Source organism: Pseudomonas sp. FSL R10-2189 (assembly GCF_009600325.1).
Taxonomy (GTDB): domain Bacteria; phylum Pseudomonadota; class Gammaproteobacteria; order Pseudomonadales; family Pseudomonadaceae; genus Aquipseudomonas; species Aquipseudomonas helleri.
This window is the reverse complement of the sequence record NZ_WIVZ01000017.1, coordinates 22,327-37,502: the sequence shown is the minus strand read 5'-3', so window position 1 is coordinate 37,502 and position 15,176 is coordinate 22,327. Positions and strand designations below refer to the sequence as shown.

Annotated in this window: 14 protein-coding genes and 1 pseudogene; 6 read left to right on the top strand and 9 right to left on the bottom strand. The window is 59.9% G+C overall.

Translation table 11 applies throughout. The features are described from left to right. Positions 1–3: 3 nt before the first annotated feature. The 3 genes and pseudogenes from GHO32_RS13885 to coaBC form a co-directional block, all read right to left on the bottom strand. Positions 4–1,380: pseudogene (locus GHO32_RS13885) on the bottom strand (phosphomannomutase/phosphoglucomutase); the annotation flags it as partial. Between the two features lie 69 nt (positions 1,381–1,449). Further along, the gene (dut, locus tag GHO32_RS13880) at positions 1,450–1,905 is read right to left on the bottom strand and encodes a dUTP diphosphatase (protein WP_153334421.1); all 456 of its coding nucleotides are present in this window, start codon (positions 1,903–1,905) and stop codon (positions 1,450–1,452) included. A gap of 5 nt (positions 1,906–1,910) precedes the next feature. Continuing rightward, positions 1,911–3,119, bottom strand: coding sequence for a bifunctional phosphopantothenoylcysteine decarboxylase/phosphopantothenate--cysteine ligase CoaBC (gene coaBC, locus GHO32_RS13875; protein WP_153334423.1), 1,209 nt, complete (start codon positions 3,117–3,119; stop codon positions 1,911–1,913). A gap of 122 nt (positions 3,120–3,241) precedes the next feature. On the opposite strand from coaBC, the gene radC reads away from it, so the two are divergent. Next, positions 3,242–3,916: a DNA repair protein RadC gene (radC, locus tag GHO32_RS13870; protein ID WP_153334425.1), complete on the top strand. Its 675-nt coding sequence runs from the start codon at positions 3,242–3,244 to the stop codon at positions 3,914–3,916. A gap of 3 nt (positions 3,917–3,919) precedes the next feature. Here radC and GHO32_RS13865 read toward each other — a convergent pair whose 3' ends face one another. After that, the gene (locus GHO32_RS13865; protein ID WP_153334427.1) at positions 3,920–5,506 is read right to left on the bottom strand and encodes an ABC transporter substrate-binding protein; all 1,587 of its coding nucleotides are present in this window, start codon (positions 5,504–5,506) and stop codon (positions 3,920–3,922) included. 460 nt (positions 5,507–5,966) lie between these two features. Here GHO32_RS13865 and rpmB point away from each other — a divergent pair, with 460 nt between their 5' ends. Together rpmB and rpmG are read left to right on the top strand one after the other, a co-directional pair. Next, positions 5,967–6,200 (top strand): 50S ribosomal protein L28, encoded by a 234-nt coding sequence (gene rpmB / locus GHO32_RS13860; RefSeq protein ID WP_019410280.1) that lies wholly within the window; start codon positions 5,967–5,969, stop codon positions 6,198–6,200. Between the two features lie 11 nt (positions 6,201–6,211). Continuing rightward, a complete protein-coding gene (rpmG, locus tag GHO32_RS13855) occupies positions 6,212–6,367 on the top strand; it encodes a 50S ribosomal protein L33 (RefSeq protein WP_003437824.1) in 156 nt (51 codons plus the stop codon). Between the two features lie 79 nt (positions 6,368–6,446). Here rpmG and GHO32_RS13850 read toward each other — a convergent pair whose 3' ends face one another. Next, a complete protein-coding gene (locus GHO32_RS13850) occupies positions 6,447–6,743 on the bottom strand; it encodes an I78 family peptidase inhibitor (protein ID WP_153334437.1) in 297 nt (98 codons plus the stop codon). A gap of 216 nt (positions 6,744–6,959) precedes the next feature. After that, complete coding sequence (locus tag GHO32_RS13845; protein WP_123750714.1) at positions 6,960–7,322, bottom strand: cupin domain-containing protein; 363 nt, start codon at positions 7,320–7,322, stop codon at positions 6,960–6,962. 240 nt (positions 7,323–7,562) lie between these two features. Here GHO32_RS13845 and GHO32_RS13840 point away from each other — a divergent pair, with 240 nt between their 5' ends. After that, a complete protein-coding gene (locus GHO32_RS13840) occupies positions 7,563–9,056 on the top strand; it encodes an aldehyde dehydrogenase (protein WP_048372429.1) in 1,494 nt (497 codons plus the stop codon). Positions 9,057–9,173: 117 nt separating this feature from the next. Beyond that, complete coding sequence (locus tag GHO32_RS13835) at positions 9,174–10,319, top strand: MFS transporter (protein WP_153334439.1); 1,146 nt, start codon at positions 9,174–9,176, stop codon at positions 10,317–10,319. Positions 10,320–10,321: 2 nt separating this feature from the next. Here the strand turns inward: GHO32_RS13835 and GHO32_RS13830 are convergent, their stop codons facing one another. Beyond that, a complete protein-coding gene (locus tag GHO32_RS13830) occupies positions 10,322–11,887 on the bottom strand; it encodes a phospholipase D family protein (RefSeq protein ID WP_153334441.1) in 1,566 nt (521 codons plus the stop codon). Beyond that, entirely contained in the window at positions 11,887–13,323 is a 1,437-nt protein-coding gene (locus tag GHO32_RS13825) for a PLP-dependent aminotransferase family protein (RefSeq protein WP_153334443.1), read from the bottom strand. The genes GHO32_RS13830 and GHO32_RS13825 overlap by 1 nt, the downstream gene beginning before the upstream one ends. Positions 13,324–13,492: 169 nt before the next feature. Between GHO32_RS13825 and GHO32_RS13820 the strand changes: the two genes are divergently transcribed. Next, on the top strand, positions 13,493–13,684 hold the full coding sequence (locus GHO32_RS13820) for a DUF1127 domain-containing protein (protein WP_256665422.1): 192 nt from the start codon (positions 13,493–13,495) through the stop codon (positions 13,682–13,684). Positions 13,685–13,763: 79 nt separating this feature from the next. Here GHO32_RS13820 and GHO32_RS13815 read toward each other — a convergent pair whose 3' ends face one another. Then, complete coding sequence (locus tag GHO32_RS13815) at positions 13,764–15,065, bottom strand: FAD-binding oxidoreductase (RefSeq protein ID WP_153334447.1); 1,302 nt, start codon at positions 15,063–15,065, stop codon at positions 13,764–13,766. Positions 15,066–15,176: the final 111 nt, after the last annotated feature.

The following is a 15,176-nucleotide window of genomic DNA, read 5'->3' as shown; positions in this document are numbered from 1 at the left end:
CGATCAAAACGGTAGTTGAAGATCAGGTGCCACACGCTTGAGTTGGGCGTGGAAGACATCCTTGATGCGTTGCAGTTCGGCCTCGGTATCAGCCTCAAATCGCAGCACCAGCACCGGCGTGGTGTTGGACGCGCGAACCAGGCCCCAGCCTTGTGGATAGTCGACGCGCACGCCGTCAATCGACGTCAGCTCGGCGGTTTCACCCCATTGGGCGTCATGCAGGGCTTCAATGATGCTGAATTTGCTCTCATCAGTCACATCGATATTAATTTCTGGCGTAGAAATATCGTTCGGGAAGGTCTCAAACAGTTCTTCCGCGGTCTGCTGTTGTTTGCTGAGGATCTCCAGCAGGCGCGCAGCGCTGTAAATGCCGTCATCAAAGCCGAACCAGCGCTCTTTGAAAAAGATATGCCCGCTCATTTCACCGGCCAGCAAGGCGCCGGTCGCTTTCATCTTCTTCTTGATTAACGAATGACCGGTCTTCCACATCAGTGGGCGGCCACCGTATTCCTTGATCAGCGGCGTCAGGCGGCGCGTGCACTTCACATCAAAGATGATCTCGGCGTTCGGGTTGCGCTCCAGCACGTCCTGGGCGAACAGCATCAGCAAGCGGTCCGGGAACACCATGGTGCCGGTGTTGGTCACCACGCCCACGCGGTCGCCGTCGCCGTCGAAAGCCAGGCCCAGGTCGGCGCTGGTTTCTTTTACCTTGGCGATCAGGTCTACGAGGTTTTCAGGTTTGCCCGGATCCGGGTGGTGGTTCGGGAAGTTGCCGTCCACCTCGCAGAACAGCGGGATCACCTCACAGCCCAGCGCCTCCAGCAGTTGCGGCGCGATCACACCGGCAGCGCCGTTACCGCAATCGACCACGACCTTGAGCTTCTTGGCCAGCTTGATGTCTTTGACAATTTCATCGGCGTAGCGCGACAAAATATCAACGCGCTCGATGCTGCCTTCGCCCCACGTCAGGTCGTTGGTTTTCAGGCGCGTGTGCAGCGCCTGAATCTGCTCGTTGGCCAGGGTGTCACCGGCGATCACGATCTTGAAACCGTTGTAGTTCGACGGGTTATGGCTACCGGTGAGCATCACGCCCGACTTGCCCGCCAACACGTTGGCCGCGTAGTACAGCGCAGGTGTGGGCACCAGGCCCACATCGCTGACCTGGCAACCGCTGTCAGCAACGCCCTGGATCAAACGCTCGACCAGCGCCGGGCCAGACAAACGACCGTCACGGCCGATCGACACATGGGGTTCACCTTCGGCCAGGCTCTGGGAGCCAATGGCGCGGCCAATCCAGTAGGCGGTTTCAGCGGTCAATGTTTGCGGCACCACACCGCGAATGTCATAGGCGCGAAAAATGGTGTCAGGGAAGTTGGGGGCGACCGAAGCAGGGCTGCTCATTACAGGGAAGACTCCATTCTTGAAGAGTGTGGGGAACGCTAATAGGGGTTAGAGAGTGCCGGAATGCCCGAAACCGCCAGCGCCACGCTGGCTTTCGTCGAACTCCGCGACCAACTCAAAGTGCGCCTGTACCACCGGCACCAGCACCAGTTGAGCGATACGCTCGCCTATGGTGATGGTGAAGGCCGTTTGACCTCGGTTCCAGCACGACACCATCAGCTCGCCCTGATAATCGGAGTCGATCAGACCCACCAGATTGCCCAGCACGATGCCATGTTTGTGGCCCAGGCCCGAGCGCGGCAGGATCAACGCAGCCAGGCCCGGATCGCCGATGTACACCGACAGGCCGGTCGGGATCAGCAGGGTTTGGCCCGGTTCGAGCACGGTGTCTTCTTTGAGCATGGCGCGCAGATCAAGGCCTGCGGAGCCAGGGGTGGCGTATTGCGGCAGCGGGAATTCGGTACCAATGCGTGGATCAAGGATTTTGGCTTGCAAAGCGTGCATTCGAGTTAAACCTGGTTCAGACGTTCGGCGATAAAAGTGATCAGCTGGCGGGCAATTTTGCCCTTGCTGGTCTGGGCAAATACGGTGGCGTGCAGGTCGCGGTCAATCACGCTGCAGGCGTTCTCTTCGCTGTTGAAGCCGATGCTGGGGTTAGCCACATCGTTGGCCACAATCAGGTCGAGATTTTTGTCTTTCAGCTTGCGCGCGGCGTAATCGAGCAGGTGCTCGGTCTCTGCGGCAAAGCCGACACTAAATGGGCGGTCCGGGCGCGTTGCAATGGTGGCCAGAATGTCTGGGTTGCGCACCATTTGCAGCAGCAGGCCGTCGCCTTTCGTAGGGTCTTTCTTGAGTTTTTGCGGGGCAACGACTTCCGGGCGGTAATCCGCAACCGCAGCCGACGCGATAAACACGTCACACGGGATCGCAGCCTCACACGCGGCGAGCATGTCGCGGGCGCTGACAACGTCAATGCGGCTGACGCGATCAGGCGTAGCCAAATGCACGGGGCCGGTGATCAGCGTGACGCGGGCGCCCGCCTCAACCGCCGCTTCGGCCAGGGCAAAGCCCATTTTCCCGGAGCTGTGGTTGGTGATGTAGCGCACCGGGTCGATGTTTTCCTGGGTCGGGCCTGCCGTGATCAACACGTGCTTGCCAGTCAACGCCAGGTGCTGGAAGCACTCGGCCGCGCAGTGCACCAGGTCATCGGCTTCGAGCATGCGACCAAAACCCACGTCGCCGCAGGCCTGGCTGCCGGAAGCAGGGCCAAACACCTTGAGGCCACGGCTCTGGAGCAATTGAGTGTTGGCTTGGGTGGCCGGGTCGCGCCACATGGCCTGGTTCATGGCCGGAGCAATGGCCACTGTGGCGTCCGTGGCCAGCACCAGCGTGGTCAGCAAATCATTGGCCAGGCCTTGGGCCAGACGGGCGATCAAGTCTGCAGTGGCCGGGGCGATCAGCACCAGGTCGGCCCATTTGGCCAGCTCGATATGGCCCATGGCAGCTTCTGCCGCCGGGTCGAGCAAATCCAGATGAACGGGGTGTCCAGACAAGGCCTGCATGGTCAGCGGGGTGATGAACTCACTGCCGCCGCGCGTCATGACCACGCGCACTTCTGCGCCCTGGTCCAGCAGGCGGCGAACCAGCTCTGCACTCTTGTAAGCAGCAATGCCGCCGCCGACGCCCAAAACAATGCGTTTTCGATACAGCCGCTGCATAGGCCTGCCTTCTAGTTCGATGATGACTGCGCGGAAAATGGCCAAATGCCACGCAAAAATGATGGGCTAAGATAACACAGCGCTTGCTACGGAACAGCGGCGCACCCACACACGGAGGTGTCATGAGTATCAGAAATTGGCCCGCGGCCGAGCGCCCGCGCGAGAAACTTTTGGAGCACGGATCGGCCAGTCTTTCGGATGCCGAGCTGCTGGCAATCTTCCTGCGCACCGGGGTTTCGGGCAAAAGTGCTGTCGATTTGGCGCGGCACTTACTCACCGAATTCGGCAGCTTGCGCGCCTTGCTGGAGGCGGATTTGGGGGCGTTCAGTCGCCAGCTCGGGCTCGGCCCCGCCAAGTTCACCCAACTGCAGGCAGTGCTGGAAATGGGCCGCCGCCACTTGGCCGAGCGTCTGCGCCGGGACTCCGCCCTAGAGAGCCCGCAGGCGGTTCGCGACTACCTGAAATCCTTGCTGCGCCACGAGCCCCACGAAGTGTTCGGCTGCCTTTTTATGGACTCCAAACACCGCATGCTGGCCTTTGAGGTGCTGTTCAGAGGGTCGATCGACAGCGCCAGCGTTTACCCGCGCCAAGTGGTCAAACGGGCCCTGGCGCACAACGCGGCGGCCGTTATTTTTTGTCATAACCACCCGTCCGGCAATTCAGAGCCCAGCCAGGCCGACCGCACCCTGACCCAGCGCCTCACTGAGGCGCTGGATCTGATCGAAGTGCGGGTGCTGGATCACTTCATCGTCGGTGAAGGTGAGCCGCTGTCGATGGCCGAGCACGGCTGGATGTGACGCTTAAGGCTTCACGCTAACCGTCGAAAAGTCCTGACGTCCAAACGGGCTTACCTGATAACCCTGTACGTCTTTACGGGTTAATGCGTAGGCCGTTGGATGTGCCAGCGGCAGCCACAAAGCCTGCTGCTGAATCTCTGCCTGAGCCTTTTGATACAGCGCGCTGCGCTTGTTCTGATCGCTGATGGTTTTACCCTGGCTGATCAGTGTGTCGAGGGTTTTGTCACAATAGCGGGCAAAGTTGGTCCCGGACTTCACCGCCGCGCATGAAAACTGCGGCGTCAGGAAGTTGTCCGGGTCACCGTTATCACCCGCCCAGCCCATAAACAGCAGATCGTGTTCGCCCGCCTTGGCGCGACGAATCAGCTCGCCCCACTCGATCACACGGATATCCGCCTGAACGCCAATCTTCGCCAGATCCGCCTGCAACAACTGCGCCCCCAGGCTTGGGTTAGGGTTCAGCACGCTGCTGGTCGGTCGCGTCCAGATCGTGGTTTTAAAGCCGTCCTTGAGGCCCGCTTTGGCCAACAGCTCTTTGGCCTTTTGCGGGTCATGGGCATAACCCGGCAGGTCTTTGGCGTAACCCCAAGTGTTAGGCGGGTAAATGCCGTTGGCCGCCTGCCCGCTGTTTTCGAACACCGCCTTGAGGTACGTGTCCTTGTCGAACGCCAAATTGATGGCCTGCCGCACTTCTGGCTTGTCCAGCGGCGGGTGCTGACTGTTGATGGCCACGAACGCGGTCATAAAGGCAGGCGTTTGCGCGACGGCCAGGCTGGTGTCCTTGAGGGCCGCATCGACATCCAGCGGTTTTGGCGAAAGGGCGATCTGACACTCGTTGCGCCGCAGTTTTTGCAGCCGCACATTGGCATCCGGGGTGATGGCAAAAATCAGAGCGTCAACCGCAGGTTTACCGGCGAAATAGTCCGGGTTGGCCTTATAGCGCACCACGGCATCCTTCTGGTAACGGCTGAACACAAACGGCCCCGTCCCGATGGGCTGACTGTTCATCAGCTCAGGGGTCCCCGCCTTGAGCAATTTGTCGGCGTATTCAGCCGAATAGATCGACGCAAAGCCCATGCTCAAGGCCGGCAGGAAGGTGGAGTCCGGGTGGCTGAGGGTAAAGCGCACCGTCAGCGGATCCGGGGTCTCAATCTTCTTGATCAGTTCGGGCAATTGCAGCGACTGCGCATGCGGGAAGCCGCTCTGCGCCACCTTGTGCCACGGGTTGGCCGGGTCGAGCATGCGCTCGAAGCTGAAACGCACGTCATCGGCGTTCAGCTCACGCGTCGGGGTGAAGTAAGGCGTGGTGTGGAACTTGACCCCGGGGTGCAGCTTGAACTCGTACACAAGGCCGTCAGGTGACACTGACCAGCTTTGCGCCAGGCCCGGCACCAACTTGGCCGCTTTGGCGTCATAGTTCACCAGACTGTTCATCAGCACGTCTGCCGAGGCATTGGTGGTGGTCAGCGAGTTGTACTGCACTACATCGAACCCTTCCGGGCTTGCCTCGGTGCACACACTCAAGGTGGCTGCCTGAGCCAACGGGCTCAGGCACAGGGTGAGCAAAAAGGGGGCAGCAGCGAGACGCATATTCTGATTCCTTTGCAAGTCGTTGGCCCATCTGCAAGTGCAGTCTGGAAAACGCCTACCCTAGTGTTCTGATTGCCAAATGACTACTTTTTAATAGCATCGAATACCCTCTGTGCCTCCTGATTCTGATTTTCAGACGCAGGGCCCGCATCGAGATGGGCCGGTACCTCACCTGAAACCTTTCATCTCGCGACGAGCGGTCGCCGCACGTCCGGCATAGGCTTTACCGTGGATTGCAGCTAGAATGCGGCCTTTATTAATCACTAGAAATCACACTGCATGTTGTTGCGCTTTAGTCTTTCTGGTATAAAGCAGCGCTCTTTTCTAGGGGCCCGGTTCCTTCGTTTGTAGGTGTAGCCGGTAAGACCCTTAAAGAAACGCGGCGCCTGGCGCCAAATGACTGAGAGATTAAGCGGCCAACCCATGCCGGGTTGGGCATGTGGTTTTAGAGGGCTGAGGCATGTCGAGAGTCTGTCAAGTTACCGGTAAGGGTCCGGTGACTGGGAATAACATTTCCCACGCAAATAACAAAACCCGTCGTCGTTTCCTGCCGAACCTGCAGCATCACCGCTTCTGGGTTGAAGAAGAGAAACGTTTCGTGCGTCTGCGCGTATCTGCTAAAGGCATGCGTATCATCGACAAGCGTGGCATCACTGTCGTGCTGGCCGAAATCCGTCGCGCTGGCAAGATCTAAGGGAGCTAATCATGCGTGAATTGATCCGTTTGGTGTCGAGCGCTGGTACAGGCCATTTCTACACCACAGATAAGAACAAGCGCACCACTCCGGACAAAATCGAAATCAAAAAATTCGATCCGCGGGTTCGCAAGCACGTTATCTACAAAGAAGCCAAAATCAAGTAATTGGTTTTTCTTCTACAAAAAAGGCCCCTATCTCACGATACGGGCCTTTTTTGTTGCCTACAGAACAGCCAATGCGGGTTTAACCGCAGATCTGGCTACCCACTCGGTTCTGGTCATCGACCAGCACGCGCAGGCGGTATGCGTTGTACTCTTTGGTGTAACCTTTGCCCGGATGCTCGATGCGAACATCTTTGGCGCCGTAGCTGGTGCGCAAAAATTCGACGACCTCAGGTGTCGCCTGAGGTGGAACCAGGTAGTTGATCGCCAGGTTGGTGTTGCACTTGCCGTTTTCGTTCGCCACGGAGGTTAAAGGCACAGCCCCCAAAGCCACAGCACCTGCCAGCAGAACACCTTTTAACGTTGTAAAAGCAGTCATAAATAATCCTTACCTAATAAGTGTGAAAGGTGAAATCACCCGTCACGGCGTACTCATTCCGTGAGCCGCCTTCGCCTTTAGAGACTGGCTCAGATTGACCCGGCAGGCCGGGGCCAGCTGTTTCAAGATCTGTGCGCCACGCACCTGTTGACGAACAATAAAAAAGCCCTGCCATCCGTGAATGACAGGGCTTTTGATGGCTCTAAACAGGGCGTATCAGGACTCCTGCTCAAACGCCACGTAAAACTTCCGACATGGCTCAAGCACTTCCCACGTGCCTTTGAACCCCGCCGGGATGACAAAACGATCACCCGCCCGCAGGGTCTTGGCGTTACCTTCTCGGTCACGCAATACCGAAACGCCCTGCACAATTTCACAATATTCATGCTCAGTGAAATTGACCTCCCACTGGCCCACGTCGCTTTCCCACATGCCGGCATTTAATTGCCCACAGTCACTGGCGTAATGGTTATGCAAAATCTGCTCAGGGTTGCCCTTCAAGAGCTTCTCGGGGGCCGGGGTGTAACGCTCGGCTTGGGTATTGGCGGTGTTGAAGTCGACGACGTTTTCAATGCTCATTGATTGATCCCCCCGAAATAACAGCGTGATAGGCGTGAGAGCCTGAAGTCTATGTTTATTAAAACGAACAAGCCATGCTGTTTACGACCTCTCTGTCAAATATATTGAAAGTCCCCAGGACACTGGTTTAGGGTGGCGCATGCCTCGTGCCGATCATTCTGGATGATCGGCCAGCATTCCGGACACGCCACGCTACACTCGCGCTGGCGTAGGTATTTCAATCAAGAGGAGGACACTCGAATGACCACCCTGACGCGTAGTGACTGGGAACAACGTGCCCAACAGCTGAAAATCGAAGGTCGCGCCTTCATCAACGGTGAATACACCGACGCGGTCTCCAAAGAAACGTTCGAGTGCCTCAGCCCGGTCGATGGCCGCTTGCTGGGCAAGGTCGCCAGCTGCGATAGCGCAGACGCTCAACGCGCTGTCGAAAACGCGCGCGCGACCTTCGAATCGGGTGCCTGGTCGCGCCTGGCACCAGCCAAACGTAAAGCCGTGATGATCCGCTTTGCCGGCCTGCTCAAGCAACACGCCGAAGAGCTGGCCCTGCTTGAAACTCTGGACATGGGCAAACCGATCAGCGACTCGCTGAACATCGACGTGCCAGGCGCTGCCAATGCCCTGAGCTGGAGCGGTGAGGCCATCGACAAGATTTACGACGAAGTGGCCGCCACCCCGCACAACCAACTTGGCCTGGTTACCCGCGAAGCAGTCGGCGTGGTTGGCGCCATCGTGCCATGGAACTTCCCGCTGATGATGGCCTGCTGGAAACTCGGCCCGGCCCTGTCGACCGGTAACTCGGTGATCCTCAAACCGTCCGAAAAATCCCCGCTGACCGCCATCCGCATCGCGGCATTGGCCGTTGAAGCCGGTATTCCTGCTGGCGTGCTGAACGTGCTGCCGGGCTACGGCCACACCGTTGGCAAGGCGCTGGCCTTGCACAATGACGTCGACACCCTGGTGTTCACCGGCTCGACCAAAATCGCCAAGCAACTGCTGATTTACTCGGGCGAGTCCAACATGAAGCGCGTTTGGCTAGAAGCCGGCGGCAAGAGCCCGAACATCGTCTTTGCCGACGCCCCGGACCTGCACGCTGCGGCCAAGGCGGCGGCCAGCGCCATTGCCTTCAACCAGGGTGAAGTCTGCACCGCAGGCTCGCGCCTGCTGGTCGAGCGTTCGATCAAAGACACCTTCCTGCCGCTGGTTATCGAAGCGCTCAAAGAGTGGAAGCCGGGCAACCCGCTGGACCCATCGACCACCGTGGGCGCGCTGGTCGACACCCAGCAAATGAACACCGTGCTGTCGTACATCCAGTCGGGTCACAGCGAAGGCGCCAAACTGGTCACCGGCGGCAAGCAGATCCTTCAGGAAACCGGCGGCACCTACGTTGAGCCGACCATTTTTGACGGCGTGAGCAACGCGATGAAAATCGCCCAGGAAGAAATCTTCGGCCCCGTCCTGTCGGTGATTGCTTTCGACACGGCCGCCGAAGCCATCCAGATTGCCAACGACACGCCATACGGCCTGGCCGCAGCGGTATGGACAGCGGACATCTCCAAGGCGCACCTGACTGCCAAAGCCCTGCGCGCGGGCAGCGTGTGGGTCAACCAATACGATGGCGGCGACATGACCGCGCCGTTTGGCGGCTTCAAACAGTCGGGTAACGGTCGCGACAAGTCGCTGCACGCGTTCGACAAATACACCGAGCTGAAATCCACCTGGATCAAGCTGTAACACAACACGTGTAACACCCTGTGGGAGCGGGCTTGCCCGCGATACTGGCGCTTCGCTGCGCTGGCATCGCGAGCAAGCCCGCTCTCACATTGCATTGACCTTTTTTGGAGCACAGACATGCGTTGGGCGACCTATTTTGCCGTGCTGGCCTCTGTGCTCAGCGTCGGTTTGGCGCTGGGCGTGAGCATGCCGCTGGTGTCGTTCCGGCTCGAAAGCTGGGGCTACGGCGGGTTTGCCATTGGCGTCATGGCGGCCATGCCGGCCATCGGCGTGCTGGTAGGCGCCAGCGTGGCCAGCAAGCTCGCGGCACGCGTGGGCACACCGGCCCTGATGCGTCTGTGCTTATGGGCGGGCGCCCTGTCCATCGGCGTGCTGGCGTTGCTGCCCAGCTACCCGGTGTGGCTGGTGCTGCGCCTGCTGATCGGGGTAGTACTCACGGTCATTTTTATTTTGGGCGAAAGCTGGATCAACCAACTGGTGGTCGAGCAATGGCGCGGCCGCCTGGTCGCCCTGTATGGCTGCGCGTACGCCCTGAGCCAACTGTCCGGGCCGCTGTTGCTGGGCGTAGTGGGTTCAGAGGGCGACTATGGCTTCTGGATCGGCGTGGCCCTGCTGACACTGGCGCCCTTGCTGTTGCTGGGCCGCGACGGCGCGCCCGTCACCGAAGCGTACCGCGTGACCTTCAAGGACTTGCTGGCGTTCTGTCGCGGCTTGCCAGCCATTGCCTGGGCCGTGGCGCTGTTTGCCGCCTTTGAGGCGATGATTCTGACGTTGCTGCCGATCTATTGCCTGCGCCAGGGCTTTACTGCCGACATCGCTCTGGCGATGGTCAGCACCGTAGTGGTGGGCGATGCCCTGCTGCAACTGCCGGTTGGCGCGCTGGCTGACCGTGTGTCACGGCGCTCGCTGTTTACCGGTTGTGCGGTCCTGCTGATGCTGTCGAGCCTGGCAGTGCCTTTGCTGCTCAACACTTTGCTGATCTGGCCGCTGTGGGTGATTTTCGGCGCAAGCGCGGGCGGCTTGTTTACCTTGTCGCTGATCTTGATTGGCGAACGCTACCGCGACGACGCCCTGGTGCGGGCCAACGCCCACGTGGCGCAGTTGTGGGGCATTGGCTGCCTGATCGGGCCGCTGGCCGCAGGCGCTGGCAGCCAATGGATCAGCGGCCACGCCTTGCCGCTGTTTATGGCCGCCGGGGCATTTGGCCTGGTGATATTGGTGCTGCGCCAAGGCGCATTCGGGGCGGAGCAAACCGCCACCTAGCACTACAACATCTTCTCCAGCCCAACCGTCTTGCTGAACCACGCATTTAGCCGGCGCCACCAACTGCCCGGCTCGCGGGTCAGGCTGTGCAACTGGCCATGGTCTTCGGTCACCCAGACGATCTGCCCTTTCTCCAGCACCGGTTCATAACTCAACGCGTGCGACATACCTTGCAAGGCCAGGTCGCGCGCCTGGGCGGCCAGTTCCGGGCTGTCCACCAGCACACCGACTTCGGTGTTCCACAAGCCCGAGCGCGGGTCGAAATTGAACGAGCCGATAAACGACTTGCGCTGGTCAAAGATCATCGCCTTGCTGTGCAAACTCGAATCAGAACTCAAGCCTGGCTTGAACAGGTGCAACCCGCTGCCACCCGTGCTCCCCGGCTGACGGCGCAGCTCATACAGCTTGACCCCATGTTCCAGCAACGCCTTGCGATAGGGCGCATAGCCACCGTGCACAATCGGTACGTCCGTGGCCTCCAGCGAGTTGGTCAACAAGCGCACATCAACCCCGGCATCGGCGCGCCCGGTGAGGTACACCAAACCCGTCTCACCGGGCACAAAATACGCCGAAATCAAAATCAGCTCTTTGTTGACCCCGGAAAGGTCCGGGGCCAATTGGGTGGTCAGCAATAAATGCGGATCCGGCTCGCCCTCCGCCAGCACCTTGCTCGGCGCATCCCACAGCGCCTGGTTCCACGCCCAGATCAACTCGCTGCGCCACACGTCCAGTTGCGGATCGGTTTCGTAAGCGGCGAGCTGCTGATACAGCGCCTGATGCGCCGCTTTCGACTGTTTGAGCGAAGCCTCCAGCGCGCCACGGGCCTTGGTCAACTCCACATGGGACAGCCGCGAAGAAACAAAATCGCCAATCGGCTGGCTCAGCGCGCTGTTCCAGTACTGGTCAAAGCTGTGCCCCAACTGCTCGGCCACCGGCCCCACACTGAGCAGGTCGATGTCGGTGAAGTTCAAATCCGGTTCGGCATCGAAATACTCATCGCCCAGATTGCGCCCGCCCACAATCGCCACGCTGTTGTCGGCCAGCCACAGCTTGTTGTGCATGCGCCGGTGCTGGCGCGACAGGTTGAACAGCCGCCCCATGGCTCGGGTCACGCCGGTACTGCGGCCCAGTTGCAGCGGGTTGAACAGGCGAATCTGAATGTTGGGATGAGCCGCAAGGGTCGCCAGAATGTCGTCCAGCCCATCGCTGGCAGTGTCATCCAGCAAGATGCGCACGCGCACCCCGCGATCCGCGGCCTTGAGCAATTCGTCGATCAACATGCGCGTACTGAGCCCGTCATGGACGATGTAGTACTGCAAATCGAGGCTGGTCTGCGCGTTGCGGATCAGCTCGGCGCGTGCCCAAAACGCTTCACTGCCCCTGGGCAATAAACGAAACCCCGAGCGGCCTTGATACGCCGCCGCCTGATCCTGAATCGACCGGCCAAAGGCCGAGCCCGACGCCGGTAATGCCTGACTCGGCTCACGGTTGACTTGCACAGTGCTACACCCTCCCAGCCACAACGCGAACAGCAATATGCACAGTGATTTCAACGTGTGGTGCCCCATTAATGCTCGGCGTGATTCGAGGCTTGCGCCAACAGCGCGCTGGCAGCTTCACCGACTTTACGCACCGCTTCTTCGATCTGGAGCGTTGGTTTGGCAGCGTAGTTCATTCGTAAACAATGACGGTACTTGCCGGACGCCGAAAAAATACTGCCCACGGCAATCTGTACGCCTTGTGCCAGCAGCGCGCGGTTGAGGCGCAAACTGTCAAAACCGTCTGGCAGCTCCAACCAGAGCAAAAAGCTGCCCTGAGGTCGGCTGGCGCGGGTGCCCGGCGGGAAATAGCAGCTGACCCAACCGAGCATCAAGTCGCGATTACGCTGGTATTGCGTACGCATCTTGCGCAGATGGGGCTCGAAATGGCCGTTTTTCAAGAACTCGGCCACGGCCAGTTGCGGGTGTGGCGCCGTTGAGCCCGTGTTGATGTATTTCATGTGCAGCACCCGCTCCAGATACCGTCCCGGCGCGACCCAGCCCACGCGCAGGCCGGGGGCCAGGGTCTTGGAAAACGAACTGCACAAGAGCACGCGGCCATCATCGTCGAACGACTTCACCGTACGCGGGCGCGGGTAGGTGTAGGCCAGTTCGCCGTACACATCGTCTTCGATAATCGCCACATCAAAGCGCTGCGCCAACGCCACCAGCGCCCGCTTACGGGCCTCGGGCATGATATAGCCCAGCGGGTTGTTGCAACTGGGGGTAACCTGAATCGCCTTGATCGGCCACTGCTCCAGCGCCAGTTCCAGCGCTTCGAGGCTAATGCCGGTGAGCGGGTCGGTGGGGATCTCCAGCGCTTTCATGCCCAGGCCCTTAAGGGTTTGCATGGCGCCATGAAAGCTCGGCGAGTCGACCGCAACAATATCGCCCGGCTCACACACCGCCCGAATGCTGCAGGACAGGGCTTCGTGGCAGCCGGTGGTGATCACCAGATCCTGAGCGCCTAACTGGCAGCCTGAATCGAGCAGCAAGCGCGCGATTTGCTCACGCAAGGCCAACACGCCGTAGACGTTGTCGTAATACAGGCCGGGCAGATCGAGGCGCCGGCTGATTTGCGCCAGGCTGCGCAGCAGCGGCTTGATGGTCGGCGTGTACACGTCCGGCATGCCGCGCCCCAGCTGTATGACGTCTTTTTGCGGCACCGAACGCACCAGCTCCAGCACCTGCTCCCACTGGGAAATCTCCACCGGACGCTGCGCCGGTTTGCCCATGCCCGGTAAAGCGGGCAACTCGCGCTCCATCGGCACGAAATAACCCGACTTGGGGCGCGGCGACGCCAGTGCCTGGTCCTCCAGCACGCGATACGCCTGCTGCACCGTGCTCAGACTGACACCGTGCTCGACGCTCAAGGCCCGCACCGACGGCAAGCGGTCGCCCGGTCGGTAAAAGCCCTGCTTGATGCGTGTACCCAGCAACTCGGCGAGGTTGATGTAAAGGGTCATGGCGGCACTCTCGAAAGGACGACCAGTACAGATCAGGTAAAAACCAAGGATTCAGCGCTCAAAAGCCCGCATCTGTATGCAATTAATAGCCGAATGCTGAATCTGTCATGGTTTTCGGCGCAGGGCCATCATGCTGACTCAATGCAATGGAGTCAAAAGGAGCTGCGCGATGAATGCCTTTAGCGATGGACACCCAAGACCTAACAGCCAGCCCAAGCACCTGGGGCGCTGGAGTCTGTTCTGGCATCGCTCCCGCACCCGCCGCGCCTTGCGCAAACTGGACGCGCAGCAACTGCAAGACGTGGGCTTGAGCGCCGAAGTGGCCAGACACGAAGGCCGCAAACCGTTTTGGCGCTCTTGATATACCTTTGTAGGAGCGAGCTTGCCTCGCGAGCTTTTAAAGATCAAAAGATCGCGAGACAAGCTCGCTCCTACAGCAATCAGGCGAGTTCTTTGAGCCGATGCCAGAGCATGCCCAGCGCCAGCAACGGCGAGCGCAGGTATTTGCCGCCCGGGAAGGTGATGTGCGGGACCTGATTGAACAGATCAAAACCGGTGCTGTGCTGGCCGCTGATGGCTTCGGCCAGCAACTTGCCCGCCAGGTGCGTGGCGTTCACCCCGTGGCCTGAGTACGCCTGGGCGTAATACACATTGGGCTGATCCGGCAGGCGGCCAATTTGCGGCAAACGGTTGGCGCCAATGCCGATCATGCCGCCCCACTGGTAATCGATCTTCACGTCTTTAAGGTGCGGGAATACGTCCAGCATCTTGGGCCGCATGTAGGCGCCAATGTCCTGCGGGTCGCGGCCCGAGTAATGGCAGGCACCGCCGAACAGCAAGCGGCGATCTGCCGACAGCCGGTAGTAATCCAGCGCCACGCGCTGATCGCACACCGCCATATTTTGCGGCAGCAAGGCGTGGGCCTGCGCTTGGGTCAACGGCTCGGTGGCAATGATGTAGCTGCCGGCCGGCAGGACTTTCCCGCTGAGGTGCGGGTTCAAACCCTGAAGGTAAGCGTTGCAGCCCAGCACCAGGGTTTTGGCCCGGACTGAACCTTGCGCGGTGTGCACGCGCACTTCGGGGCCGTAATCAATGCGGGTGACGGCCGAGTGTTCGAACAGTTTTACGCCCAGCTGCGCCGCAGCAGCGGCCTCGCCCAAGGCCAGGTTAAGCGGGTGCAGGTGACCCGAACCCATGTCGATAAACCCGCCCACATAGCGATCCGAGCCCACCACGGTGTGCACTTCGTTGGCTTGCAGCAGGCGGGTTTCGTGGCGATAGCCCAAGTCGCGGAGTTCTTGTGCTTCTTCGGCAAAGCCTTCGAGGTCGCGGGGCTTGTTGGCCAGGTCGCAGTAACCCCAGGTCAGGTCGCAGGCGATATTAAATCGCTCGACGCGCTGGCGGACGATCTCTACCGCCTCCAGCCCCATGAGCTTCATTTGCCGCACGCCGTCTTTGCCGATCACCCCTTCAAACTGGTCCAGGCCGTGGCCGACGCCGCGAATCAGTTGACCGCCGTTACGCCCGCTGGCGCCCCAACCGATTTTATGGGCTTCAAGCAGGACCACACTCATGCCGCGCTCAGCCAGTTCCAGCGCCGTGTTCAGTCCGGAAAACCCGCCGCCGACCACGCACACATCGGCCACCACATCACCTTGCAACACCGGATGGTCAGGCTGCGGCAAGCTGCTGGCAGCGTAATAAGAGGCGGTGTGCTGGCTGCGCTGAACGGGGGCGCTCATGTGCGTAATCCTGATTGTTTATGTTTGGAAAATTTTACAGAGCATAAGCCGTGCCAATCGAGAGGGGCAAGACCGGCCGTACGGTGCTGTCTAGGCCGCTGCTTTTCAGGC

Coding starts and splice junctions, on each gene's coding strand:
- GHO32_RS13845 (WP_123750714.1), bottom strand. CDS start 7,322: ATGAGCATTGAAAACGTCGTCGACTTCAACACCGCCAATACCCAAGCC.
- GHO32_RS13825 (WP_153334443.1), bottom strand. CDS start 13,323: ATGACCCTTTACATCAACCTCGCCGAGTTGCTGGGTACACGCATCAAG.
- GHO32_RS13850 (WP_153334437.1), bottom strand. CDS start 6,743: ATGACTGCTTTTACAACGTTAAAAGGTGTTCTGCTGGCAGGTGCTGTG.
- GHO32_RS13865 (WP_153334427.1), bottom strand. CDS start 5,506: ATGCGTCTCGCTGCTGCCCCCTTTTTGCTCACCCTGTGCCTGAGCCCG.
- dut (WP_153334421.1), bottom strand. CDS start 1,905: ATGCACGCTTTGCAAGCCAAAATCCTTGATCCACGCATTGGTACCGAA.
- coaBC (WP_153334423.1), bottom strand. CDS start 3,119: ATGCAGCGGCTGTATCGAAAACGCATTGTTTTGGGCGTCGGCGGCGGC.
- GHO32_RS13820 (WP_256665422.1), top strand. CDS start 13,493: ATGAATGCCTTTAGCGATGGACACCCAAGACCTAACAGCCAGCCCAAG.
- rpmB (WP_019410280.1), top strand. CDS start 5,967: ATGTCGAGAGTCTGTCAAGTTACCGGTAAGGGTCCGGTGACTGGGAAT.
- radC (WP_153334425.1), top strand. CDS start 3,242: ATGAGTATCAGAAATTGGCCCGCGGCCGAGCGCCCGCGCGAGAAACTT.
- GHO32_RS13830 (WP_153334441.1), bottom strand. CDS start 11,887: ATGGGGCACCACACGTTGAAATCACTGTGCATATTGCTGTTCGCGTTG.
- rpmG (WP_003437824.1), top strand. CDS start 6,212: ATGCGTGAATTGATCCGTTTGGTGTCGAGCGCTGGTACAGGCCATTTC.
- GHO32_RS13815 (WP_153334447.1), bottom strand. CDS start 15,065: ATGAGCGCCCCCGTTCAGCGCAGCCAGCACACCGCCTCTTATTACGCT.
- GHO32_RS13840 (WP_048372429.1), top strand. CDS start 7,563: ATGACCACCCTGACGCGTAGTGACTGGGAACAACGTGCCCAACAGCTG.
- GHO32_RS13835 (WP_153334439.1), top strand. CDS start 9,174: ATGCGTTGGGCGACCTATTTTGCCGTGCTGGCCTCTGTGCTCAGCGTC.